At 60.9% G+C, this 20,025-nt stretch carries 25 protein-coding genes; 6 read left to right on the plus strand and 19 right to left on the minus strand.

What is annotated here, in order from left to right:
• Window positions 1-14 precede the first annotated feature (14 nt).
• The 13 genes from I2G20_RS13115 to sdhC all read right to left on the minus strand — a co-directional run bounded on the left by I2G20_RS13115 (window position 15) and on the right by sdhC (window position 12,896).
• On the minus strand, window positions 15-3,002 hold the full coding sequence (locus I2G20_RS13115; protein ID WP_196260180.1) for a 2-oxoglutarate dehydrogenase E1 component: 2,988 nt from the start codon (window positions 3,000-3,002) through the stop codon (window positions 15-17).
• Between the two features lie 141 nt (window positions 3,003-3,143).
• Window positions 3,144-4,049 carry a succinate--CoA ligase subunit alpha gene (gene sucD / locus I2G20_RS13120; protein ID WP_196260181.1) on the minus strand — a complete coding sequence of 302 codons (906 nt, stop codon included), beginning with the start codon at window positions 4,047-4,049 and terminating at the stop codon, window positions 3,144-3,146.
• An 8-nt stretch (window positions 4,050-4,057) separates the two neighbouring features.
• Window positions 4,058-4,432 (minus strand): cupin domain-containing protein, encoded by a 375-nt coding sequence (locus I2G20_RS17295; RefSeq protein WP_196260182.1) that lies wholly within the window; start codon window positions 4,430-4,432, stop codon window positions 4,058-4,060.
• 5 nt (window positions 4,433-4,437) lie between these two features.
• Window positions 4,438-5,631, minus strand: a complete 1,194-nt coding sequence (gene sucC, locus I2G20_RS13130) for an ADP-forming succinate--CoA ligase subunit beta (protein WP_196260183.1) — start codon at window positions 5,629-5,631, stop codon at window positions 4,438-4,440.
• Between the two features lie 103 nt (window positions 5,632-5,734).
• Window positions 5,735-6,697 carry a malate dehydrogenase gene (gene mdh, locus I2G20_RS13135; protein ID WP_196260184.1) on the minus strand — a complete coding sequence of 321 codons (963 nt, stop codon included), beginning with the start codon at window positions 6,695-6,697 and terminating at the stop codon, window positions 5,735-5,737.
• A 175-nt stretch (window positions 6,698-6,872) separates the two neighbouring features.
• The gene (gene zapE, locus I2G20_RS13140; protein WP_246473081.1) at window positions 6,873-8,018 is read right to left on the minus strand and encodes a cell division protein ZapE; all 1,146 of its coding nucleotides are present in this window, start codon (window positions 8,016-8,018) and stop codon (window positions 6,873-6,875) included.
• Between the two features lie 4 nt (window positions 8,019-8,022).
• A complete protein-coding gene (locus I2G20_RS13145; RefSeq protein ID WP_196260185.1) occupies window positions 8,023-8,649 on the minus strand; it encodes an AprI/Inh family metalloprotease inhibitor in 627 nt (208 codons plus the stop codon).
• A 145-nt stretch (window positions 8,650-8,794) separates the two neighbouring features.
• Window positions 8,795-9,022 carry a hypothetical protein gene (locus I2G20_RS13150; protein WP_196260186.1) on the minus strand — a complete coding sequence of 76 codons (228 nt, stop codon included), beginning with the start codon at window positions 9,020-9,022 and terminating at the stop codon, window positions 8,795-8,797.
• A 69-nt stretch (window positions 9,023-9,091) separates the two neighbouring features.
• The gene (locus tag I2G20_RS13155; RefSeq protein WP_196260187.1) at window positions 9,092-9,877 is read right to left on the minus strand and encodes a succinate dehydrogenase iron-sulfur subunit; all 786 of its coding nucleotides are present in this window, start codon (window positions 9,875-9,877) and stop codon (window positions 9,092-9,094) included.
• Window positions 9,878-9,888: 11 nt separating this feature from the next.
• Window positions 9,889-10,335: a DUF3052 domain-containing protein gene (locus I2G20_RS13160; protein WP_196260188.1), complete on the minus strand. Its 447-nt coding sequence runs from the start codon at window positions 10,333-10,335 to the stop codon at window positions 9,889-9,891.
• Between the two features lie 12 nt (window positions 10,336-10,347).
• Window positions 10,348-12,147 (minus strand): succinate dehydrogenase flavoprotein subunit, encoded by a 1,800-nt coding sequence (gene sdhA, locus I2G20_RS13165; RefSeq protein WP_196260189.1) that lies wholly within the window; start codon window positions 12,145-12,147, stop codon window positions 10,348-10,350.
• Between the two features lie 5 nt (window positions 12,148-12,152).
• Entirely contained in the window at window positions 12,153-12,500 is a 348-nt protein-coding gene (gene sdhD / locus I2G20_RS13170) for a succinate dehydrogenase, hydrophobic membrane anchor protein (protein ID WP_196260190.1), read from the minus strand.
• 12 nt (window positions 12,501-12,512) lie between these two features.
• Complete coding sequence (gene sdhC, locus I2G20_RS13175) at window positions 12,513-12,896, minus strand: succinate dehydrogenase, cytochrome b556 subunit (protein ID WP_196260191.1); 384 nt, start codon at window positions 12,894-12,896, stop codon at window positions 12,513-12,515.
• 265 nt (window positions 12,897-13,161) lie between these two features.
• Here sdhC and I2G20_RS13180 point away from each other — a divergent pair, with 265 nt between their 5' ends.
• Window positions 13,162-13,716 (plus strand): NUDIX domain-containing protein, encoded by a 555-nt coding sequence (locus tag I2G20_RS13180; protein ID WP_196260192.1) that lies wholly within the window; start codon window positions 13,162-13,164, stop codon window positions 13,714-13,716.
• A 21-nt stretch (window positions 13,717-13,737) separates the two neighbouring features.
• Here the strand turns inward: I2G20_RS13180 and I2G20_RS13185 are convergent, their stop codons facing one another.
• The gene (locus I2G20_RS13185; protein WP_196260193.1) at window positions 13,738-14,178 is read right to left on the minus strand and encodes a MarR family winged helix-turn-helix transcriptional regulator; all 441 of its coding nucleotides are present in this window, start codon (window positions 14,176-14,178) and stop codon (window positions 13,738-13,740) included.
• A 76-nt stretch (window positions 14,179-14,254) separates the two neighbouring features.
• On the opposite strand from I2G20_RS13185, the gene I2G20_RS13190 reads away from it, so the two are divergent.
• Both I2G20_RS13190 and I2G20_RS13195 read left to right on the plus strand, forming a co-directional pair.
• Window positions 14,255-14,668: a VOC family protein gene (locus I2G20_RS13190; RefSeq protein WP_196260194.1), complete on the plus strand. Its 414-nt coding sequence runs from the start codon at window positions 14,255-14,257 to the stop codon at window positions 14,666-14,668.
• A gap of 1 nt (window position 14,669) precedes the next feature.
• On the plus strand, window positions 14,670-14,909 hold the full coding sequence (locus I2G20_RS13195; RefSeq protein WP_196260195.1) for a YdeI/OmpD-associated family protein: 240 nt from the start codon (window positions 14,670-14,672) through the stop codon (window positions 14,907-14,909).
• Here the strand turns inward: I2G20_RS13195 and I2G20_RS13200 are convergent.
• Window positions 14,906-15,115, minus strand: a complete 210-nt coding sequence (locus tag I2G20_RS13200) for a DUF1737 domain-containing protein (RefSeq protein WP_196260196.1) — start codon at window positions 15,113-15,115, stop codon at window positions 14,906-14,908. The genes I2G20_RS13195 and I2G20_RS13200 overlap by 4 nt on opposite strands.
• Window positions 15,116-15,203: 88 nt before the next feature.
• Between I2G20_RS13200 and I2G20_RS13205 the strand changes: the two genes are divergently transcribed.
• On the plus strand, window positions 15,204-15,848 hold the full coding sequence (locus I2G20_RS13205; RefSeq protein WP_196260197.1) for a carbonic anhydrase: 645 nt from the start codon (window positions 15,204-15,206) through the stop codon (window positions 15,846-15,848).
• A 52-nt stretch (window positions 15,849-15,900) separates the two neighbouring features.
• Here I2G20_RS13205 and I2G20_RS13210 read toward each other — a convergent pair whose 3' ends face one another.
• From I2G20_RS13210 to I2G20_RS13220, 3 genes are all read right to left on the minus strand, one after another.
• On the minus strand, window positions 15,901-16,785 hold the full coding sequence (locus I2G20_RS13210) for an EamA family transporter (protein WP_196260198.1): 885 nt from the start codon (window positions 16,783-16,785) through the stop codon (window positions 15,901-15,903).
• Window positions 16,786-16,889: 104 nt separating this feature from the next.
• The gene (locus I2G20_RS13215) at window positions 16,890-17,198 is read right to left on the minus strand and encodes a YciI family protein (protein ID WP_246473093.1); all 309 of its coding nucleotides are present in this window, start codon (window positions 17,196-17,198) and stop codon (window positions 16,890-16,892) included.
• Complete coding sequence (locus I2G20_RS13220; protein WP_196260200.1) at window positions 17,198-18,241, minus strand: aspartate-semialdehyde dehydrogenase; 1,044 nt, start codon at window positions 18,239-18,241, stop codon at window positions 17,198-17,200. The genes I2G20_RS13215 and I2G20_RS13220 overlap by 1 nt, the downstream gene beginning before the upstream one ends.
• A 319-nt stretch (window positions 18,242-18,560) precedes the next feature.
• On the opposite strand from I2G20_RS13220, the gene I2G20_RS13225 reads away from it, so the two are divergent.
• Window positions 18,561-18,845 carry a hypothetical protein gene (locus tag I2G20_RS13225; RefSeq protein WP_196260201.1) on the plus strand — a complete coding sequence of 95 codons (285 nt, stop codon included), beginning with the start codon at window positions 18,561-18,563 and terminating at the stop codon, window positions 18,843-18,845.
• Between the two features lie 4 nt (window positions 18,846-18,849).
• Here the strand turns inward: I2G20_RS13225 and I2G20_RS13230 are convergent, their stop codons facing one another.
• Window positions 18,850-19,431, minus strand: a complete 582-nt coding sequence (locus I2G20_RS13230; protein WP_196260202.1) for an acyloxyacyl hydrolase — start codon at window positions 19,429-19,431, stop codon at window positions 18,850-18,852.
• A 98-nt stretch (window positions 19,432-19,529) separates the two neighbouring features.
• Between I2G20_RS13230 and I2G20_RS13235 the strand changes: the two genes are divergently transcribed.
• Window positions 19,530-20,018, plus strand: coding sequence for a YciE/YciF ferroxidase family protein (locus I2G20_RS13235; RefSeq protein ID WP_196260203.1), 489 nt, complete (start codon window positions 19,530-19,532; stop codon window positions 20,016-20,018).
• Window positions 20,019-20,025: the final 7 nt, after the last annotated feature.

The following is a 20,025-nucleotide window of genomic DNA, read 5'->3' on the forward strand; positions in this document are numbered from 1 at the left end:
CGTCAATCGGTTGTTCAGTCGAACGCTTCGTCGAGAAAGGCCTGCAACTGCGCGATATGGGTGCGCATCAGTCCCGTCGCCGTCGAAGCCGAAGCCGGACGGCCCACATAGCGCGGCCGGTCGCCCGGACGTCCCATCTGCTCGAGCACCCATTCGATATAGGGCTGCACGAACGCCCAGGCGCCCATGTTCTTGGGTTCTTCCTGACACCAGACGACCTCGGCGTTCTTGAAGCGCGAAAGCTCGTCGATCAGGGCCTTGGCCGGGAACGGATAGAGCTGTTCGAGGCGCATCAGGTACACATCGTTGATCCCGCGTTTTTCGCGGTCTTCGAGAAGGTCGTAGTAGACCTTGCCCGTACAGATGATGACACGGCGGATCTTGTCGTCGGACACCAGATTTACGTCGGTCTTGGGCAGGCCTGGCGCTTCCGCGTCGTCCCAGAGAAGCCGGTGGAAATAGCTCTCGGCGCCCATTTCGTTAAGCCCCGACACCGCGCGCTTGTGCCGCAAGAGCGATTTGGGCGTGAAGATCACCAGGGGTTTACGGAAATCGCGTTTCAATTGCCGCCGCAACGCATGGAAATAGTTGGCCGGCGTCGTGCAATTGAGAACCTGCAAGTTGTCCTCGGCGCACAATTGCAGGAACCGCTCGGGCCGTGCCGAGGAGTGCTCTGGCCCCTGCCCTTCATAGCCGTGGGGCAGGAGCATCACGAGCCCCGACATCCGCAGCCATTTGCGCTCGCCCGATGAGATGAACTGGTCGATCACCACTTGTGCGCCGTTGACGAAATCGCCGAACTGCGCCTCCCAGACGGTGAGAGCATTGGGTTCGGATAGTGAATAGCCGTATTCGAAGCCGAGCACGGCTTCTTCCGAGAGCATCGAGTTGATGACCTCGTAACGCGCCTGATTCTCACCGATATGGTTGAACGGCGTGTAGGTCGCCTCATTCTCCTGGTCGTAGAGCACGGTATGGCGCTGGGAGAAGGTGCCGCGCTCGACGTCCTGGCCCGAAAGCCGTACCGGGTGGCCGTCATCGAGCAGCGAAGTGAACGCCAGCGCTTCCGCCGTTGCCCAGTCGATGCCCTCGCCCTCGGCGATGGCCTTCCTCCGATTGTCGAGGAAACGCTGCACCGTGCGGTGGACATTGAAGTCCTGCGGCACTGTGGTCATCTTCTCGCCCAGAGCGCGCAGCTTTGAAACGTCGACCCCGGTAATCCCGCGGCGCGGACCGTCAGCTTCGGCGAGCTTTATGTTCTTCCACGCGCCGTCGAGCCAGTCGGCCTTGTTGGGACGGTAATCCTGTCCGGATTCGAACTCGGTTTCGAGATGTGCCCGCCAATCTGCCTTGATCTGCTCGACCTCTTCAGGGCTGACGACACCCTCGTTGACCAGCCGCTCGCCATAAAGCTCGAAGGTCGTCTTGTGGCCGCGGATAGCCTTGTACATCAGGGGTTGGGTGAAGCTCGGTTCGTCGCCCTCGTTGTGGCCGAACCGGCGGTAGCAGAACATGTCGATGACGACAGGCTTGCCGAATTTCTGGCGGAACTCGATCGCGATCTTGGCTGCATAGACCACAGCCTCGGGATCGTCGCCGTTGACGTGGAACACCGGCGCCTCGATCATCTTGGCGACATCGGTCGGGTAGGGCGAGGAGCGCGAGAAGTGCGGCGAGGTCGTGAACCCGATCTGGTTGTTGACCACCACATGGATCGACCCGCCCGTACGATGCCCCTTTAGGCCCGAAAGCCCGAAGCATTCGGCAACGACGCCTTGGCCGGCAAAAGCCGCATCGCCATGCAGCAGCAGCGGCAGCACGGATGTGCGGTCGGTATCGCGCGTATCCTCGATAAACCTGCCCCCCTTGGCCGAATTCTGGTCCTGCTTGGCCCGCGCCTTGCCCAGAACCACAGGGTCGACGATCTCGAGGTGCGAGGGGTTGGCGGTGAGCGAAAGGTGCACCTTGTTGCCGTCGAACTCGCGGTCCGAGGAGGCGCCAAGATGGTATTTGACGTCACCCGATCCCTCGACATCGTCGGGGTAGAATGCGCCGCCCTTGAACTCGTGAAAGAGCGCCCGGTGCGGCTTGCCCATCACCTGCGTCAGGACGTTGAGCCGACCGCGATGCGGCATCCCGAGAACGATATCCTTGACCCCCAGCGCACCACCGCGCTTGATGATCTGCTCCAGCGCCGGAATCAGCGCTTCACCGCCATCGAGCCCGAACCGCTTGGTGCCGGTATATTTGACATCGAGGAACTTCTCGAATCCTTCGGCTTCGGCGAGCTTGGCGAGAATCGCCCGCTTGCCGTTGCTCGTGAAGGTGATTTCCTTGTCGGGGCCCTCGATGCGCTCCTGGATCCACGCCTTGGCCTCGGGATCGGAGATGTGCATGAACTCGACGCCCATCGTCCCGCAATAGGTGCGCTTCAAAATCTCGAGCATCTGCGGCACGGTCGCAAATTCGAGCCCGAGATAGTTGTCGATGAAAATCTCGCGCGCATAGTCCGCCTCGGTGAACCCGTAGGCGGCGGGATCGAGTTCGGGCGCTTCTTCCCTCACCTCTAGCCCGAGCGGGTCCAGATTGGCGTGCAGGTGGCCGCGCATGCGGTAGGCGCGGATCATCATGATCGCGTGGATCGAGTCCCGCGTCGCCTGCATGACATCGGCGGTCGAAACCGGTGAATCGGCCGCCTTGGCCTTTTCGATCACTGCCTTTTGCGACTTGATGGCAATCTCGCCCCAGTTCCCGTCCAGCGCGGAAACCAGTTCGCCATTCCCGGTTCGCGGCCAGTCGGTGCGCCGCCAGCTCGGCCCTTCGGCGTTCTTCTTCACGTCTTCATTTGAATCCGGAAGCCCGCCGAAAAACTCCGCCCAGCTCGACTCGACGCTTTTAGGGTCGGCCTTGAACCGCGCGTAAAGCGCCTCGATGTAGTCGGCATTGCCGCCATAAAGGAAGGAAGTAAGGAGGAACGCTTCGTTCTGGTCCTGTCGTGCCATTTTTCTCTCTTGGGGGTCCCGATCCCCCCGCTATTATCCAACCAGCCGGCCCGCCATAGGGCCACAAATTGGGTTGGAACTATGACCGCGCCCGCCTCTCGTTTCGGTTAACCGCCAACAATCGGCGGGCGCGTTCGATCACTATCCCTTGAGGACCTCGACCAGCGTCGCCCCGATGCGCGCGGGCGATTTCGACACCTTGATGCCCGCCGCTTCCATCGCCGCGATCTTGTCCTCGGCGCCGCCCTTGCCGCCCGAGATCACCGCCCCGGCATGGCCCATGGTGCGGCCCTTTGGCGCGGTGAGCCCCGCGATGAACCCGGCCATCGGCTTTTTCCGGCCGCGCTTTGCTTCATCGATCAGGAACTGGGCAGCGTCTTCTTCCGCCGAACCCCCGATTTCCCCGATCATGATGATCGACTTCGTTGCCTCGTCGGCCAGAAACATCTCGAGCACGTCGATGAACTCGGTGCCCTTGACCGGATCGCCGCCGATCCCGACCGCTGTCGTCTGCCCCAGCCCTTCATTGGTGGTCTGGAACACTGCCTCATAGGTCAACGTGCCCGAGCGTGAAACGATGCCGACAGAACCCTTGGAAAAGATATTGCCCGGCATGATACCGATCTTGCATTCCTCAGGCGTCAGCACGCCCGGGCAGTTGGGGCCGATCAGCCGCGAGTTGGATTTTTCGAGCCTCGACTTGACCTTGACCATATCGAGCACCGGCACCCCTTCGGTGATGCAGACGATCAAATCGATTTCCGCTTCGATGGCCTCGATGATCGCATCGGCAGCGCCAGCAGGCGGCACATAGATGACCGAGGCGCTGGCGCCGGTCTTTTCCTTGCCCTCGGCCACCGAGGCAAAAACGGGAAGCGACGTGCCGTCGACACCCGACGCCCAGCTTTCCCCGCCCTTCTTGGGGTGGATTCCGCCCACCATCTGCGTGCCGAAATAGGCAAGCGCCTGTTCGGTATGGAAAGTGCCAGTCTTGCCGGTCAGCCCCTGGACCAGAACCTTGGTGTCTTTGTTGACGAGAATGGACATTGCGTTTCCTAAAGTCTCTTGAGTTCTGTGACAGTCAGCGCGCTGTTGCTGGCATTGCCGGTATTGAGGGTCGTCGCTGGTTCGAACATCAGGACGATGGGTTCGTGGGTGAGGGCACGCGGCCGGTGCTCGACGGTTTTGGGGATGGTGAGGAAATCGCCCTCGTCCATCTCGACAACGCCGTCGCGGAAATCGATGGCTACGCGCCCGCGGAGAACGAGGAACGCTTCATCCTCGTTCTCGTGCGCGTGCCAATCGAAAACCTCGCCGAACTTGGCGATCTTGACCTGGGACTCGTTGACGTCGCCGGCGACGTGCGGATCGAAGACTTTCGCGATCCGCTTTTCGGCTTCCTCAACGAGGCTGATCTTGCGCGGCGGCACCGGTCCTACTTCCCTACTGCCTTGACGATCTTTTGCGCGGCATCGTCGAGATCGTCGGCAGAAATCACGTTGAGCCCGCTCTCGTCGATGGTCTTCTTGCCTTCGGCCACCCTGGTGCCTTCGAGCCGCACGACCAGCGGCACATTGAGCCCGACGTCCTTGACCGCCGCGATCACGCCCTCGGCAATCACGTCGCACCGCATGATCCCACCAAAGATGTTGACCAGGATACCTTTGACGTTGGGATCGGCGGTGATGATCTTGAAGGCGGCCGTCACTTTTTCCTTCGAGGCCCCGCCCCCCACGTCGAGGAAGTTGGCCGGTTCGGCACCATAGAGTTTGATGATGTCCATCGTGGCCATCGCCAGCCCTGCGCCGTTGACCATGCACCCGATATTGCCGTCGAGCGCGACATAGGCGAGGTCCCACTTGGAGGCCTCGATCTCCTTGTCGTCCTCTTCGGTGAGGTCCCGAAGCTCGACGATGTCGGGATGGCGGAAGAGCGCATTGTTGTCGAACGAAACCTTGGCATCGAGCACGCGGACGTCGCCATTGTCCATGACGATGAAAGGATTGATCTCGAGAAGGCTCATGTCCTTTTCGACGAATGCCTTGTACAAGAGCTTGAAGACGCTCTTGGCCTGATCGGCGGTGTTGCCTTCGAGCTTGAGCGAAGCGGCCAGCCTGTCGGCATCGCTATCGGTCACCCCGGTATCGGGGTCGATCGGCAGGGTAAGGATCTTTTCGGGCGTTTCCTCGGCGACGGTCTCGATATCCATGCCGCCTTCGGTCGAGGCAACGAAGGCCACCCGGCCCGTCGTGCGGTCGACCAGCAGCGAAAGATAGAGCTCGCGCGCGATATCGGCGCCATCCTCGATATAGAGCCGGTTGACCTGCTTGCCCGCGTCGCCCGTCTGCTTGGTGACGAGCGTATTGCCAAGCATTTCCCTCGAATGGGCGACGGCCTCCTCGATCGAGAACGCCAGTCGCACGCCGCCCTTGGCGTCAGGTCCAAGCTCGGTGAACTTGCCTTTGCCGCGCCCGCCGGCGTGGATTTGGGATTTGACAACATAAAGAGGCCCTGGAAGCGACTTCGCAGCCGCTTCGGCTTCGTCCGCCGAAAAGATCGCAACGCCCTGCGCCACCGGCGCGCCATAGGATTTCAAGAGTTCCTTGGCCTGATATTCGTGGATGTTCATCTCTGGAAATGATCCTTTACGATGCCGCCGCCCGGGTTCGGACAGAAAGGAGAGGAAGCGGATTTAAAAGAACCCGGACGTTCTGGATCGCCCGGGCAGATAATCAGGCCAGCTTGGGAGCGATCTTCTTGCAGGCCTCGACAAGGCCGAGCACGGCGTCGACCGAGGTCTCGAACATCTTCTTCTCGGAGCCGTTGAGCTCGATCTCGACAACGCGTTCGACACCCGCCGCGCCGATCACCACTGGCACGCCCACATACATGTCCTTGATCCCGAACTCGCCCGAGAGATAGGCCGCCGAGGGCAGGATGCGCTTTTTGTCCTTGAGATAGCACTCGGCCATCTCTATGGCCGAGGCTGCAGGTGCGTAAAAGGCCGAACCGGTCTTTAAAAGACCCACGATCTCCGCACCGCCGTCACGTGTGCGCTGGATGATCTGATCGAGCTTTTCCTTGCTCATCCAGCCCATCTTGACGAGGTCGGGCAAGGGGATGCCTGCAACGGTGGAATAGCGCGCCAGGGGCACCATGGTGTCCCCATGCCCGCCCATTACGAATGCGGTGACGTCCTGCACCGAAACATTGAGCTCGTCGGCAATGAAATGCCGGAAACGTGCGCTGTCGAGCACACCGGCCATGCCCACAACCTTGGCCGTCGGCAACCCGGAGAATTTCTGCAATGCCCAGACCATCGCGTCGAGCGGGTTTGTAATGCAGATGACGAAGGCCTCGGGCGCATATTTGGCGATGCCCGCACCGACCTGCTCCATCACCTTGAGGTTGATCTCGAGAAGATCGTCGCGGCTCATGCCCGGCTTGCGGGGAACGCCGGCGGTAACGACCACGACGTCCGCGCCTTCGATGTCCTTGTATTCAGAGGTGCCCTTGAGGCTCGCATTGTAGCCTTCGACCGGACCCGACTGCGCGAGATCGAGCGCCTTGCCCTGCGGCACGCCGTCGACAATGTCGAACAGCACGACATCGCCCAATTCCTTGAGCGCGACCAGATGTGCCAGCGTTCCGCCGATCTGACCGGCCCCGATGAGAGCGATTTTCCTGCGCGCCATAGCCAAGTTTCCCTATAGGTAAAGTTGTGGTTTTCCCGCGCCCCTCTTAGCCCTTGTGACAATCGGACGCAAGTGAACCCTTCGTCTAACAGCCGGATTTCTTGACCGGCCATAATCTGATGGGTCTGCAAGGCTGACACTTTCCGCGACAGGGAAAGTTCCGACCCATAACAATCTACGTCCGCCCGGTCTGTCGCAGTGGCTGAGCGATATAATCGGCTGACCGCATCTCCTCGAGACGGGATAGGCAGCGCTGGAACTCGAAAGCGGTCTTGTCGTCCTTGGCGAGATTTTCCAGCGGAGCGGCAAAGCTCGCCGCGAGCTTGATCCCCCGGTCATAGAGCGTATCGATCAGGAGGATAAACCGCTTGGCCGCATCCGACCGGAGCTTGGAGAACACCGGAACGCCGTCGATGACCAGCGTATGATACTGATTGGCAAGTTTGAGGTAATCGCGCGCGCCGAGAGGTTTTTCGCACAGATCGGCAAAGGAAAACCGCGCCACGCCCATAGCCTGGGCCGGTACGACGATCACGCGTCCGAGATTTTCGAGGGCATCCGGCTTGACCTCCGCCCCGCCGGTCAGATGCGCAAAAAGCGCATCCATTTCCGCGCTTATCCCTGGTCCTTCGCCGACACGGTAGACGTCCTGTGCATCGAGCTTTTCGCGCCGATAATCGGTCGCCGCATCGAGATTGAGCACTTCGGTATGGGCCTTGAGCAGATCGATGAACGGCAGGAAGAGCTGCCGGTTGAGCCCGTTCCAGTAGAGCCTGTCGGGCGGAATATTGGAGGTCGCAACCACGACCACGCCGTCCCGGAAGAGGATTTCGAACAACCGGCTCAATAACATCGCATCGGTGATATCGGAGACGAAGAACTCGTCGAAACACAAAAGCCGTACCGCGCGGCTGATCGGGCGGGCCACCGCCGGGATCGGATCGCGCGCGCCCTTGGTCCCCGGATTTTGGGCCCGGAACGTGGCAATCGCCTCATGGACCTCGTTCATGAACTCATGAAAATGTACCCGCCGCTTGGCCGCAATCGGGACCGAGGCAAAGAACAGATCCATCAGCATGGTCTTGCCGCGCCCCACATCCCCCCAGATATAGAGCCCCTTGGGCGTTTGCCGCTTTTTCCTGAAGAGCTGGGCCAAAACCGAACCCGACCCGGCCTCGAGGTCGGCAAGCTGGTCAGCCAGAGCGCCAAGTTTTCCTGCGACGTCTCTTTGCGCCGGGTCGGGACGCACCTGCCCCGAAACGACCATGTCGGCATAAGTGTCGAGAAGCGAGGCGTCCGCCCCCCGGGCGCCGGAACTCAATAGATCAGCCCACCATGGAGACGGCTTGGCCTCCGGCCAGTGTACCGACGAATCTGTCCCCGCTCTTGAGAAGCGTACCGACGATCTCGTCGGCTTCGTTGTAGAGTTGGATCTGATTGCCCAGAAGCTGCCAGGAGGTCACGGTCGCCAGAACCGGTTGGTTGCAGGCCGGGGTCGACGCGCGGTAGCGTCCCGTGGCGCCCTTGGCAGTGTAGGTAAGGTTGAGCCGGCATTGCTCGGCCCCGGAAATGATCGTCCAGCCTCCAAGCAGCTTTTCCATGGTCAGCGCGCCCGAAAGGTCGCGCCCGCCCATCGTGTTACCGGGCGCACCCATGCCGTCGAGCGACACGAAACCGTCGGTGGAGGCGGTCTGGTTCAGCGGGTCGTAGAGCCCGGTCGTGTTGGCAGGATAGGCTCCGGTTGTGCCGGTGGTGGGGCTGGCCGCTGCGGGCTGACCACCGATCGGCGGCAGGTCTGCCGTCTGGACCGTGCTCGTGGCAACCGGCGCCGAGGCCTGTGGCTGGGGCAGCGGCGCTGGACGACTGCCGGTCGTGGGAGAACATCCCGCAATGACCGCGGCAAGCGCGACGCCCGCACCAAGCAAGCCCATGCGCGTGATCGAACGTGTCATCGTCAACTCTCCTCGGCCATCCGCGCTCGCGGCGATCCAATGGCGCGGTTATGGAATTTCGGAACGGCTCAGGCAAGCCCGCAAACATCTGCCCCCGTCCCTAAGCGCCACAATGTGGCAGTTTTAAGCATTTGCCGCGATTCGCTTATGCTTCCATATCGGCAAGCAGTGCCTCCGCGAGCGGCTTGGCGTCCGCCGCTTCCTCCTCGGGCACCGCAATCGGCACCCCCGTACCCGAAAACCCCGCACTTACCCCGGGCAAGCCGCCATCGGCGATATCGCGCGGCGAAAACCCGTGTGCCCTTAGCGCTGCGATCAGGACGCGCGCGCGCGCCTCGCTTCTTACATAAACAATGGTTTCGTATTCGGTCATGGGACGAGCCTATCACAAAAGAAGGGCCGTTTCCGGCCCTCTTTCAAATCGCCGGTCGCAGGACGAAAATTACGCGACCTTGCGCTCGACCATCATCTTCTTGATTTCAGCAATGGCCTTTGCCGGGTTAAGCCCCTTGGGGCAGACCTTGGCGCAATTCATGATCGTGTGGCAGCGATAGAGCTTGAACGGATCCTCGAGATTGTCGAGCCGTTCGCTGGTCGCCTCGTCGCGGCTATCGATCAGCCAGCGATAGGCCTGCAGCAGCACCGCCGGTCCGAGATATTTCTCCCCGTTCCACCAATAGGACGGGCACGAGGTCGAGCAGCATGCGCAAAGGATGCACTCGTACAACCCGTCGAGTTTGGCCCGGTCTTCCCGGCTTTGCAGCCATTCCGTATCGGGCGTGGGCGATTTCGTCTGAAGCCAGGGCTCCACCGATTTGTGCTGTTCGTAAAAGGTCGTGAGATCCGGCACCAGGTCCTTGACCACCGGCATATGCGGCAGGGGATAGACTTTGACAGGCCCCGCAGAAACTTCGTCCATGCCCTTTGTGCAAGCGAGCGTATTGGCGCCGTCGATGTTCATGGCGCACGATCCGCAAATTCCTTCGCGGCACGAGCGGCGAAGCGTCAGGGTCGGATCGACATTGTTCTTGATCCACAAGAGGGCGTCGAGAATCATCGGCCCGCAATCGTCGAGATCGACGAAATAGGTATCGATCCGCGGGTTGGCCTCGGTGTCCGGGTCATAGCGATAGACCTGGTATTCCCGGATATTGGTCGTGCCCTCCGGCTTGGGCCAGACCTTGCCCTTTTTTGGGCGGGAGCGCTTGTCGAGGATGAGTTCAGCCATTTGGTCTGTTCCTAATGCAGGTGGCGCCTGTCCTTGCGGATGACGAGTTTGAGACCCGACCACACCGCATCGACGGCACAGACTTTTACATCGACGAGATCGCGCTTGAGGGCCTCGTCCCTGACTACGTCTTCGGTAACGTCGGTTTCGAGCTTGGCCGCTTTTTTGGGCCATGAAATCCAGATCGTGCCATCGGGAGTAATCGCGGATTGAAGGGCGTCGGTCGAGGCGGACAATTCGGCATGTGAGCGCGTGAAGGCGTGGATCACATCGTAGCGCGTTGAAGGCGCCGTGAACCCGGCGAGCCCCGCCTGCCGGTCGACGGTGAGGAAACGGCAGCACGAGGCCAGCGCTTCGAGGTCTTGGGGCAACCCCACGAACAGGACGCGCTGGCCGTCCGCAAAGCCCAGCTTTTTGGGCAGCGGCGTTCCCGAATATCCTGTCGTCGCCAGCACCATCCCGCCCGTTCCCTAATAAACGCGCGCCTTGGGCGCGATTTTTTGCAGATCGATGCCATCGGTCAGCGGATCGACATGCACAGGTCGGTAGTCGAGCGTCACCCTGCCGGCCTCATCGACCCACGATAGCGTATGCTTGCGCCAATTGGCGTCGTCGCGTTCGGTGAAATCCTCGCGCGCATGTGCCCCGCGGCTCTCCTTGCGCGCCTCGGCCGAATAGACCGTGGTGATCGCGTTGACCATCAGGTTCTCGAGCTCGAGCGTTTCCACAAGATCGGAATTCCAGATCATCGAACGGTCGGTCACCTTGATGTCGGCCATCTCCGCCCAGATCTCGGACACCCTGCGGCAACCCGTCTCGAGCGTTTCTTGGGTACGGAACACCGCAGCGTCTTCCTGCATGGCGCGCTGCATCTTGTCCCTGAGCTGGGCCGTCGGCGTTCCGCCATTGGCGTGCCGAAGCCGGTCGAAACGGCCGAGAATTTTTTCCTCCACCGCCGTGTTCACGTCGGGGATCGCCGCATTGCGATCGATGATTTCGCCGGCACGGATCGCTGCAGCACGCCCGAAGACCACCAGATCGATAAGCGAGTTCGAGCCCAGACGATTGGCGCCGTGCACGGAGGCACAGGCCGCCTCGCCCACCGCCATCAGTCCTGGCACTGTCGCATCCGGGCCGCCACGGCGGGTATCGATCGCCTCGCCCCAATAGGTCGTCGGGATACCGCCCATATTGTAGTGGACCGTCGGGATCACCGGGATCGGCGCGCGGGTGAGATCGACCCCGGCAAAAATCTTTGCCGATTCCGAGATCCCCGGCAGCCGCTCGTGCAGCACCGCGGGATCAAGGTGGTCGAGGTGGAGGAAGATGTGGTCCTTTTTCGGTCCCACGCCCCGCCCCTCGCGGATTTCCATCGTCATGCAGCGCGAAACGACGTCCCGGCTCGCAAGATCCTTGGCATTGGGCGCATAACGCTCCATGAAGCGCTCGCCTTCGGAATTGACGAGATACCCGCCTTCCCCGCGCGCGCCCTCGGTGATGAGGCATCCCGAGCCGTAAATGCCCGTAGGGTGGAATTGGACGAACTCCATGTCCTGGAGCGGAAGCCCGGCGCGCGCCACCATGCCGTTGCCGTCGCCGGTGCAGGTATGGGCCGAGGTCGCCGAAAAATAGGCGCGCCCGTACCCGCCGGTTGCCAGCACCACCATCTTGGCGCGGAACCGGTGCAGCGTGCCGTCGTCGAGCTTCCAGGCGATGACCCCTTGGCAGGCGCCATCCGCGCTCATCAGCAGATCGAGGGCGAAATATTCGACGAAGAACTCGGCATTGTTTCTGAGCGACTGGCCATAAAGCGTATGGAGGATCGCATGGCCGGTGCGGTCGGCCGCCGCGCAGGTGCGCTGTACGGGGGGGCCGTCGCCATAATTTTGCATATGGCCCCCGAACGGGCGCTGGTAGATCTTGCCCTCTTCGGTGCGCGAGAACGGTACGCCGTAATGTTCGAGCTCGTAGACCGCCTGCGGCGCCTCGCGCGCGAGATATTCCATCGCATCGTTGTCGCCCAGCCAGTCCGACCCTTTGACGGTATCGTACATGTGCCACTGCCAGCTATCGGGGCCCATGTTCGAGAGCGATGCGGCAATCCCGCCCTGCGCGGCGACCGTATGCGAGCGCGTGGGAAACACCTTGGTCACGCACGCGGTCTTGAACCCCTGCTCGGCCATGCCGAGGGTCGCGCGCAAACCTGCGCCGCCTGCGCCGACCACAACGACATCATAGGCGTGGTCAACGATGGTATAAGCCGAAGCCATATGTTCTAGCCTCCGAACGCGAGGACGAGCACCGCGATGACGGCAACGGCGCCGATGGCGATGGTGAAGACGGTATTGGCGAGCTTTGCGAGATTATGCAGCGCCGGCGCGTGGACATAGTCCTCGATGATCTCGTTCATCCCGATTCGCATATGCGTGAGTGCCGATCCGATGAGAACCAGTGCCAGGATATAGACGATGGGGTTCGAGAACGTCGCGACCATCTGCGCCCTGTTCGCGCCCTGGAGCGAGACGATCAGCCAGATGAAGAACCCGATGAGGGGAATGTTGAGCGCGCCCGTTATGCGTTGACGGATAAAGGTCGCCGTACCCTTGTTGCCCGAATGTGCCATCCGCGTGCTCCCCTAGAACCAGATGAAGACGGACCAGACGATGAGTGTCATCGAAACCGAAAAGACGATGGTCGCGATAGAGATCGCATCGCGTGGCCCCGCCTCGAACCCGTGTCCCGTGTCCCAGACGAAATGCTTGATGCCCCCGGCCATGTGGTGGAACAGCGTCAGCGTATAGAGAAAGAGCACCACCTGGAGAAGCGGGTGCGCGAAAAACGCGTTGACCGTCGCGAGTGGCTCGTCGCCTAGGGCCGCCGCCCCGAGCCACAGTACAAACAGCAGCGTTCCAACGTAAAGGCCGACCCCCAGAATACGGTGCAGGATCGACAACGTCATGGTGAGGGTGAAGCGCCAGATCGAAAGATGCGGCGAGGTCGGTCGGAAGATTTGGGCCATTTTTGCCTCTGTGCCTCCGTGCCCCCCGGATCGAGGGCGAGGTTCGGTTTATCCTTCTCTAATCGCGCTTTCCCCATTCGTCAAAGGGCGCAGCCTAGACATTTTGTCTGAGGCAGCCCCAAGTAAAATATTGAGTTTCCTTATCATATTTAATTTCCCTCTGGTCTCTTTAGCCCAAACCGCAGCAAGGACTAAGAAAAGTCAGCTTGGTTTACCTATAACGTAAAGCAGTGCCATAATGGTTCGAATCCCTGCGATTCTTTCAATGAAAATTCTTTTCCAGGGCTGGAACACCCTCAGCCGGTACGAAATCGCGTTGCCCGGCCCGGAAGGCACGCTTGACCCGCACGGTCGCGAAGTCGCCGATCACGGACACGCCGCCGTTGTCCTGCTGATCGACAGGGAGAAAAAACGTATCACACTGGTACGTCAGTTCCGCCTGCCCGCCCATCTCAATGGTGACGACGGCTTCCTGCTCGAAGCCTGCGCCGGCCTTCTCGATGGCGACGACCCGGAGACCTGTGCGAAACGCGAGGCGATCGAAGAGACCGGTATTGCACTCCACACGCTGATCCCCGTCTTCGACATCTATGCCAGCCCCGGTTCACTGACCGAAAAGAGCCATTGCTTCATCGGACTTTACAACGAGACGGACCGGATCGGCGCGGGCGGCGGACTCGCGCATGAAGGCGAGGAGATAGAGATCGTCGAAGTCCCCTTCGCCGATGCCCTGAACTTGATTCGCTCCGGCAGCATCGTGGACGCCAAGACGGTCGCCCTCATTCAGCACGCGCTTATTGAAGGATTTTTAGATGGCTAGAGGGGTGGCGCAGCGCGCTCCCTATACCTCCCCACGGTCGTAGGCGAAAACCCGCGCCAAACCTCTCGCCGCACCGCCCAACACGTCCCACTCGGCTTCGCTGAAATCGACAAGCACCTCGGCCAGGGCGGCTTCCCGCGCCCTACACGCAATCTCGACTGCGCGCCGCCCTCGCTCCGTCGCCCGAAGGTGCACCGTCCGCCTGTCCGCCGCATAGACCTCCCGCTCCACAAGCCCTGATCTGACGAGCGTTTCGATGATCCGTGATGCCGTTGGCACGCTGATTCGCTCCCGAGCTGCCAACCCGGACAGTGTTGAAACACTGGTATAAATCAACAGCCCAAGTGCGGAGAGCTGGGCCGCGCTGCACCCTGTCGCCCGGTCGGCAGTCTGGAGCGCGCGGTCGAGTGGCAACACCACCCGGTGCAATAGTTGCAGGGTCCGCCCCCTGTCATAGTGCATCCCGATTTTTCCTTTAGCATTGCTAATTATTGCTAGAGCTTATAGTATGGCTCCGCTCATAACAAGGGAGGACGAAATGCAGCACCATCGCGGCCGGTTGATCGATCATCTCCACCTGCGCGTCGCCGATCTGGAAAAAAGCCGTGCCTTCTACCGCGCAGTCCTTGAAGCTCTGGGACGCGACATCACCTACGAGACCGAGCATTTCTTTGCCGCCGACGAACTGCTCGTGGATGCCGCTGCCGACTACTCCTCCCGTTGCCACCTTGCCTTCCAGGCGCCGGATCGCGAGACCGTCGCCCGCTTCCATGAAGTAGGCCTTGCCAATGGCGGGACAGACAATGGAGCACCCGGCGAGCGGGCGTATCACCCGGGCTATTACGCCGCCTATTTCCTCGATCCCGATGGCAACAATCTCGAAGCGGTGTGGCACGGCCCGGCAACCCGTAGCGCCGGCAGCATCGTCATTACGCCCGAAGGAGAGACCTGAAATGGCGCTCACCCGCGCGACAAACCCCATGCCGTCCGATATCGCCGCTCTGCTCGATAAACGCGGGCTGCGCACGGCCTATGACGCCCGGCCAGCCTATCAGCGCAACGATTATTTAGGCTGGATCGGCGGCGCAAAACGCCCCGAGACGCGCCGAAAGCGCCTCGACCAGATGCTCGATGAACTCGAACGCGGCGGGGTCTATATGAATATGGTTTGGCGCGGAGGCTCTGGGTCCTAGACGTACTCGGTGAGTTTCTTGTCCGGATCGTAGATCTGCTCGGAGACCTCTTTGGTCACCGCCTGCCCGCAGCGCATTTTCCCAGCAATCGGGTCGAAAACATAGTGCGGTTCGCCATAGAGCAGCCAGCCTTCGGATAGCGCCTTGGTCACCTTGTGGCAAAACGCCGAGTCATCATCGCCCGACAGGAACCTGTAGATCACCATCGATAGGGCCTCCGGATGTCAAATAGATTGATATTGCCTCTCTATACCGCTAATCGCTCCGGGCGGCTCGGAAAAACGGCGAGGCGAAATGGCCCAACAGTTCCCTCAATTCCTTCTCGATGGCTACAAGAGTTTCATGTCCGGCCGCTATGCCGGAGAAAGGGATCGCTATAGGGCGCTTGCCCAGAACGGGCAGAAACCCACCACCCTCATGATCGCGTGCTGCGATTCCCGCGCCGCGCCGGAAACGATTTTCGATTGCGGTCCCGGCCAGCTCTTTGTGCTGCGCAACGTCGCCAATCTCGTGCCGCCCTTCGGGCCCGATGGAACCTACCACGCGACCTCCGCCGCCATCGAATATGCCGTCGTGCATTTGAAGGTTGCCCATATCGTCGTCATGGGACACGGGCGGTGCGGGGGCATAGAGGCCGCGCTCGCCACTGCCGCCGGCAAGGCCCCCGAGGGCGACTTCATCGGCAAATGGCTCTCGATGGTCAAGCCGGTCGCCGCCAAGGTCGAGGCCAATGATCTGCTGACCCCCTCCGAGCGTCAGACGGCGCTCGAACGCATCGCCATCCGTCAGTCGCTTGGCAATCTCTCGAGCTTCCCTTCTATCCGCTCCCGCGTCGAAGCTGGCGAAATCTCGCTCTACGGCGCCTGGTTCGACATATCGACCGGCGAGCTATGGGTCATGAACGGGGAAAGCGGCGACTTCACGCGACCTGACATCTAGGCAGAAGGGCTCGAATAAGGCTCAAAGTTGCTACACGGGACGCGGTCTCGCGCTAAGCTCCGGGCTGGAGCGGCGCCTGTTTCGGGCGGATCTTGAGTACCGTCAGCGCCAATCCGATCAGCACCAGCACGCCACCCGCCACATCGGCGGGATGGATCGGCTCGCCGAGGACCAGGACGCCCGATGCGATCCCCGTAATCGGCACAAGGAGCGTGAAGGGCGCAACCGTCGCCGCCGAATGGCGCGACAACAGCCCCGACCACATCGCAAACCCGAAAAGCGTCGTCGGATAGGCAAGAAAGGCAATCAGCCCGATAACCGTCAGGCTGGGCGGGAAGACATTGACCAGAACACCCGGCCCGCCTTCAAAAAGAAAGGAAAGGGCAAACAGCGGCACGCAACCGATGGCGTTGCCCCACACCGTAAAGGGCACCATGGGGATCGATCCCGCTTTCTTGGAAACGACATTAGCCACCGCCCATGAAAGCGCGGCCAGCATCAGCACCCCCAGCGGGATGAGCCCCGCCCCCTGCCAGTGACCCGCCGCAATCACCCCGATCCCTGAAATGGCCACCGCCGCGCCGACGATCTGGAGCTTGCGTGGCACTTCGCCGAGCACGAAGAACGCCAGCGCTATCGTGAACATGGCCTGCATCTGCAACGCAAGCGAGGCGAGCGAGGCCGGCATACCGAGCGCTATCGAGGTGTTGAGGAACGCATAGAGAGCGCATCCCATCGAAAGCCCGTAACCGACGACCAGCGTCCAGGGCGCCTTGGGGCGCGGGATAAAGAAGATGACCGGCACGGCAGCGAAAAAGAACCGCAGGGCTGCTGCCAGAAGCGGCGGCAACTCGGTAACCGAGAGCTTGATGACGGTGAAATTGACGCCCCAGATCGAAACGACGGCAAGGGCGATGAGCACATCGCGAAGGGGCATGAAACCGGGGAAGCGTTGAAAGAGACGATTTGACGTTTCTATCGCCTTCCGACAGAAAGGCAAAGAACCCGCCTGCCGGTTTTCCGGCAGGCAGGGGAATTATGTCACGCGGTTGGGGCGATCGCTACATCCTCAAAACCCGGAGCCGTGCCCCAGGCATAGACCCGCACCAAGGCCCGCAGGCCTTCGCGGTGGAAGGGATCTTCGCGGATGATCGCTTCCACCTCTTCGCGAGTATCGGCTTCGAACACCCATAGCCCGCCCACGGGCTTGCCATCCGGCGCCGGACGCATTGCGCCGGCCAGAACGATCTTGCCCTTGTTGGCCCTGAGAAAAGCCTGGTGGGCATCGGTGAACCGGGCGCGGATATCCGCACCATCGGTCTTGTCCTCGAACAACGCCACCCAGCGCATCACGCAGCCACCTTTTCGGAAACCAGCCCGCGTTCGATCAGCGCCTCGGCGATCTGGATGGTGTTGAGCGCGGCGCCTTTCCGCAGATTGTCCGAAACGACCCACATCGAAAGCCCGTTCTCGACCGTAGCATCCTCCCGGATGCGCGAAACATAGGTAGCATCCTCGCCCTTGGCCTCGACCGGCGTGATGTAGCCACCCGGTTCGCGCTTGTCGATAACGATCACTCCGGGTGCCTCGCGCAGCGCATCGCGCGCCTCGTCGGGTGTGATCGGCTGGGCGAATTCGAGATTGACCGCTTCCGAATGCCCCACGAACACCGGCACGCGCACCGCCGTGCAGGTCACCTTGATCTTGGGATCGAGAATCTTCTTGGTCTCGGCCAGGACCTTCCACTCTTCCTTTGTGTAGCCGTCCTCCATGAACACATCGATATGGGGGATGACGTTGAAGGCAATCTGCTTTGAGAACTTCCTGGCCTCGGGTGTATCGTTGACGAATATGCCCTTGGTCTGCGCCCAGAGCTCGTCCATCCCTTCCTTGCCGGCACCGGAAACCGACTGATAGGTCGAAACCACGACCCTCGTGATCGTCGCCAGATCGTGCAGCGGCTTCAAGGCGACGACGAGCTGAGCCGTCGAGCAGTTGGGGTTGGCGATAATGTTCTTGCGATCGTTCCTTGCCATATAGGCATCGAGCACCGCGCCATTTACCTCCGGCACGACCAGCGGCACGTCCTCGTGATAGCGCCAGGCCGAAGAATTATCGATAACGATAGCGCCAGTCGCCCCAATCCTCGGTGCCCATTGCTTGGAGATATCGCCCCCAGCGCTCATCAGCACGAAATCGGTGCCGGCAAAATCGAAATCATCGAGGTTGCGGCACTTCAGCACCTCGTCGCCAAAGCTCACCTCGCGCCCGACCGAGCGGGATGAGGCAAGCGGGACGAGTTCGGAAACCGGAAAATTGCGCTCGGCGAGAATGTCGAGCATTTCGCGCCCGACATTGCCTGTGGCGCCGACGACTGCAACCTTGAAACCCATTCGCTTGATCCTTTTTTACCACCTCCCGCGCCGGTTCGGCCACCGGCGGCCCAAGGGCCATTGCCGCCCTCCCCGCCGGGAGGAAGGCCCGGGGAGCGCGTCAGAAGGTTTTGGTGGTTTTTGCTGCGCGCGGCTTTACAGCCGATGCAGTTGCACCGGCAGGGCAAGTCGACTTCCAACGGATCCGCTGATCGGTCACTGGCGCACGCTCCAATATTGGAGCGTGTCATACGCCCTCTGGGAAAATAGTCAATTGCCAGTGGTCTGGGGCGGGCTTATTGGTGAGCCGATCTTGGCCGGAGGACGACAGGGGGCAGCGTTGGATCGTCGGGTTTGGAGCTACTGGTTCCTGGGGGTGTCGCTGGCATTGTTCTGTGCCGCGCTCTTTGTTTTCCCGTTTTTGCTGGAAGCACCCGAGCCAGACACCGAACGGTTCACGCTAGCCCAGTCGTTTCTGGGCGGCACCACGCTCGCTGCCCTCGGGCTCGTGGTAACGGGCATAAAGTACTGGCACTACCTGCTCGACGAGGGCTGGCTACCGACGGCATTGGCAGCATTCTTGCTGCTCTCGGCGCTCTTTTCAGGCATTCTTTATCTGGCGTGACGACCTAGAACTTGAACCCCACCTGCACCCCTACGTGAGAAATGCCGTCATTGGGTGTGCAGATCCCGAGGTTCGAGATGTGCTCGTAGACCAGCGTTGCCGTCACGGTTTCGCTCAAGTGTGCGCCGATCCCGAACGATTCGTAGAAATTGAGGGGGCAGCCGAAATTGCGTGCAGGGGCCGTTGCGCCGGAAAGCGCGCCATCTGTGAGGCTCGCGCCGAAACCAAGCTCGAGATAGAGCGGCGTCTCGAAGAGTCCGATCTGCCAGTTAAGATTGGCATGGACAAAATTCTCGCGTCGCCCGGCGAGATTGAATGTGCCGCCCATTTCGATACGCGGCGAACCGATCCAGGTGAAGGCGTCGATCTCTGGGGAGGCAAACAGCGCTGAAAACTTGACGTTTTCGATGCGCGAGAAATCGAAATTGGTCGAAGTGGGAACAAAGCCCACATACGCGTTGTGAGCGAACACCCCCGCCCTCAACTCATCGAGCACCAGGGCCTGCGACATCGCCGGGCTGGCAAGGAGCAAAGGGAGCGACGCGGCAGCAATACCGCCGAAGAGCGTTTTTGCGAGTCTTCTCATATCCCTCTTTATCGCTTCCCAAAGAGTCGATGACGGCACCGGAACGCCAGCGAACCTTTAAGCGTTCCTGTCGCACCACGCAACGGAGATGTGCCATCATGTCGATCGCCTCACTCGAAGATCTTTTCATCCATACGCTCGAAGACGTCTATTTCGCCGAGAACCTTCTCGCCAAGAAGCTTCCCGAAATGGCGAAAAAGTCGTCCGCCACCGCGCTCAAGAATGCCTTTGAAGAGCATCTTGCCGAGACCAGGACCCACATCTCGCGGCTTGATGAAGTGTTCAAGTCGCTGGGCCGGAAGCCTTCGGCAGAAGAGTGCCCCGCCATCGAAGGCATTCTCGAGGAGGCCGAAGAGCTTTTGGAGGAAATCACCAACGCCAAGACGCGCGATGCTGCGTTGATCGCGTCCGCGCAAGCCGCCGAACACTATGAGATCACCCGGTATGGCACGCTGATCGCCTGGGCGCGCGAGCTGGGTCATGAAGACATCCTGCCCCATCTCCGCGAAACGCTGGCCGAAGAAAAGAACGCCGACAACAAGCTTCTCCGGCTCGGCGAAGACCAGATCAACGCCAAGGCGGCGTAAACGGAAA

The organism is Pelagibacterium limicola (assembly GCF_015694405.1).
Lineage (GTDB): Bacteria > Pseudomonadota > Alphaproteobacteria > Rhizobiales > Devosiaceae > Pelagibacterium > Pelagibacterium limicola.

Excerpts from the sequence above, each read along its gene's own strand:
- I2G20_RS13195 (WP_196260195.1), top strand. The coding sequence starts at position 14,670 with ATGGCGCTCACCCGCGCGACAAACCCCATGCCGTCCGATATCGCCGCT.
- I2G20_RS13190 (WP_196260194.1), top strand. The coding sequence starts at position 14,255 with ATGCAGCACCATCGCGGCCGGTTGATCGATCATCTCCACCTGCGCGTC.
- I2G20_RS13160 (WP_196260188.1), bottom strand. The coding sequence starts at position 10,335 with ATGGTGCTGGCGACGACAGGATATTCGGGAACGCCGCTGCCCAAAAAG.
- sucD (WP_196260181.1), bottom strand. The coding sequence starts at position 4,049 with ATGTCCATTCTCGTCAACAAAGACACCAAGGTTCTGGTCCAGGGGCTG.
- I2G20_RS13145 (WP_196260185.1), bottom strand. The coding sequence starts at position 8,649 with ATGACACGTTCGATCACGCGCATGGGCTTGCTTGGTGCGGGCGTCGCG.
- I2G20_RS13200 (WP_196260196.1), bottom strand. The coding sequence starts at position 15,115 with ATGGTGATCTACAGGTTCCTGTCGGGCGATGATGACTCGGCGTTTTGC.
- sdhC (WP_196260191.1), bottom strand. The coding sequence starts at position 12,896 with ATGGCCCAAATCTTCCGACCGACCTCGCCGCATCTTTCGATCTGGCGC.
- I2G20_RS13215 (WP_246473093.1), bottom strand. The coding sequence starts at position 17,198 with ATGCGCTGGGTGGCGTTGTTCGAGGACAAGACCGATGGTGCGGATATC.
- I2G20_RS13230 (WP_196260202.1), bottom strand. The coding sequence starts at position 19,431 with ATGAGAAGACTCGCAAAAACGCTCTTCGGCGGTATTGCTGCCGCGTCG.
- I2G20_RS13115 (WP_196260180.1), bottom strand. The coding sequence starts at position 3,002 with ATGGCACGACAGGACCAGAACGAAGCGTTCCTCCTTACTTCCTTCCTT.
- I2G20_RS13180 (WP_196260192.1), top strand. The coding sequence starts at position 13,162 with ATGAAAATTCTTTTCCAGGGCTGGAACACCCTCAGCCGGTACGAAATC.
- sdhA (WP_196260189.1), bottom strand. The coding sequence starts at position 12,147 with ATGGCTTCGGCTTATACCATCGTTGACCACGCCTATGATGTCGTTGTG.
- I2G20_RS13205 (WP_196260197.1), top strand. The coding sequence starts at position 15,204 with ATGGCCCAACAGTTCCCTCAATTCCTTCTCGATGGCTACAAGAGTTTC.
- I2G20_RS13220 (WP_196260200.1), bottom strand. The coding sequence starts at position 18,241 with ATGGGTTTCAAGGTTGCAGTCGTCGGCGCCACAGGCAATGTCGGGCGC.
- I2G20_RS13185 (WP_196260193.1), bottom strand. The coding sequence starts at position 14,178 with ATGCACTATGACAGGGGGCGGACCCTGCAACTATTGCACCGGGTGGTG.
- I2G20_RS13155 (WP_196260187.1), bottom strand. The coding sequence starts at position 9,877 with ATGGCTGAACTCATCCTCGACAAGCGCTCCCGCCCAAAAAAGGGCAAG.
- sucC (WP_196260183.1), bottom strand. The coding sequence starts at position 5,631 with ATGAACATCCACGAATATCAGGCCAAGGAACTCTTGAAATCCTATGGC.
- mdh (WP_196260184.1), bottom strand. The coding sequence starts at position 6,697 with ATGGCGCGCAGGAAAATCGCTCTCATCGGGGCCGGTCAGATCGGCGGA.
- I2G20_RS13150 (WP_196260186.1), bottom strand. The coding sequence starts at position 9,022 with ATGACCGAATACGAAACCATTGTTTATGTAAGAAGCGAGGCGCGCGCG.
- I2G20_RS13235 (WP_196260203.1), top strand. The coding sequence starts at position 19,530 with ATGTCGATCGCCTCACTCGAAGATCTTTTCATCCATACGCTCGAAGAC.
- I2G20_RS13210 (WP_196260198.1), bottom strand. The coding sequence starts at position 16,785 with ATGCCCCTTCGCGATGTGCTCATCGCCCTTGCCGTCGTTTCGATCTGG.
- sdhD (WP_196260190.1), bottom strand. The coding sequence starts at position 12,500 with ATGGCACATTCGGGCAACAAGGGTACGGCGACCTTTATCCGTCAACGC.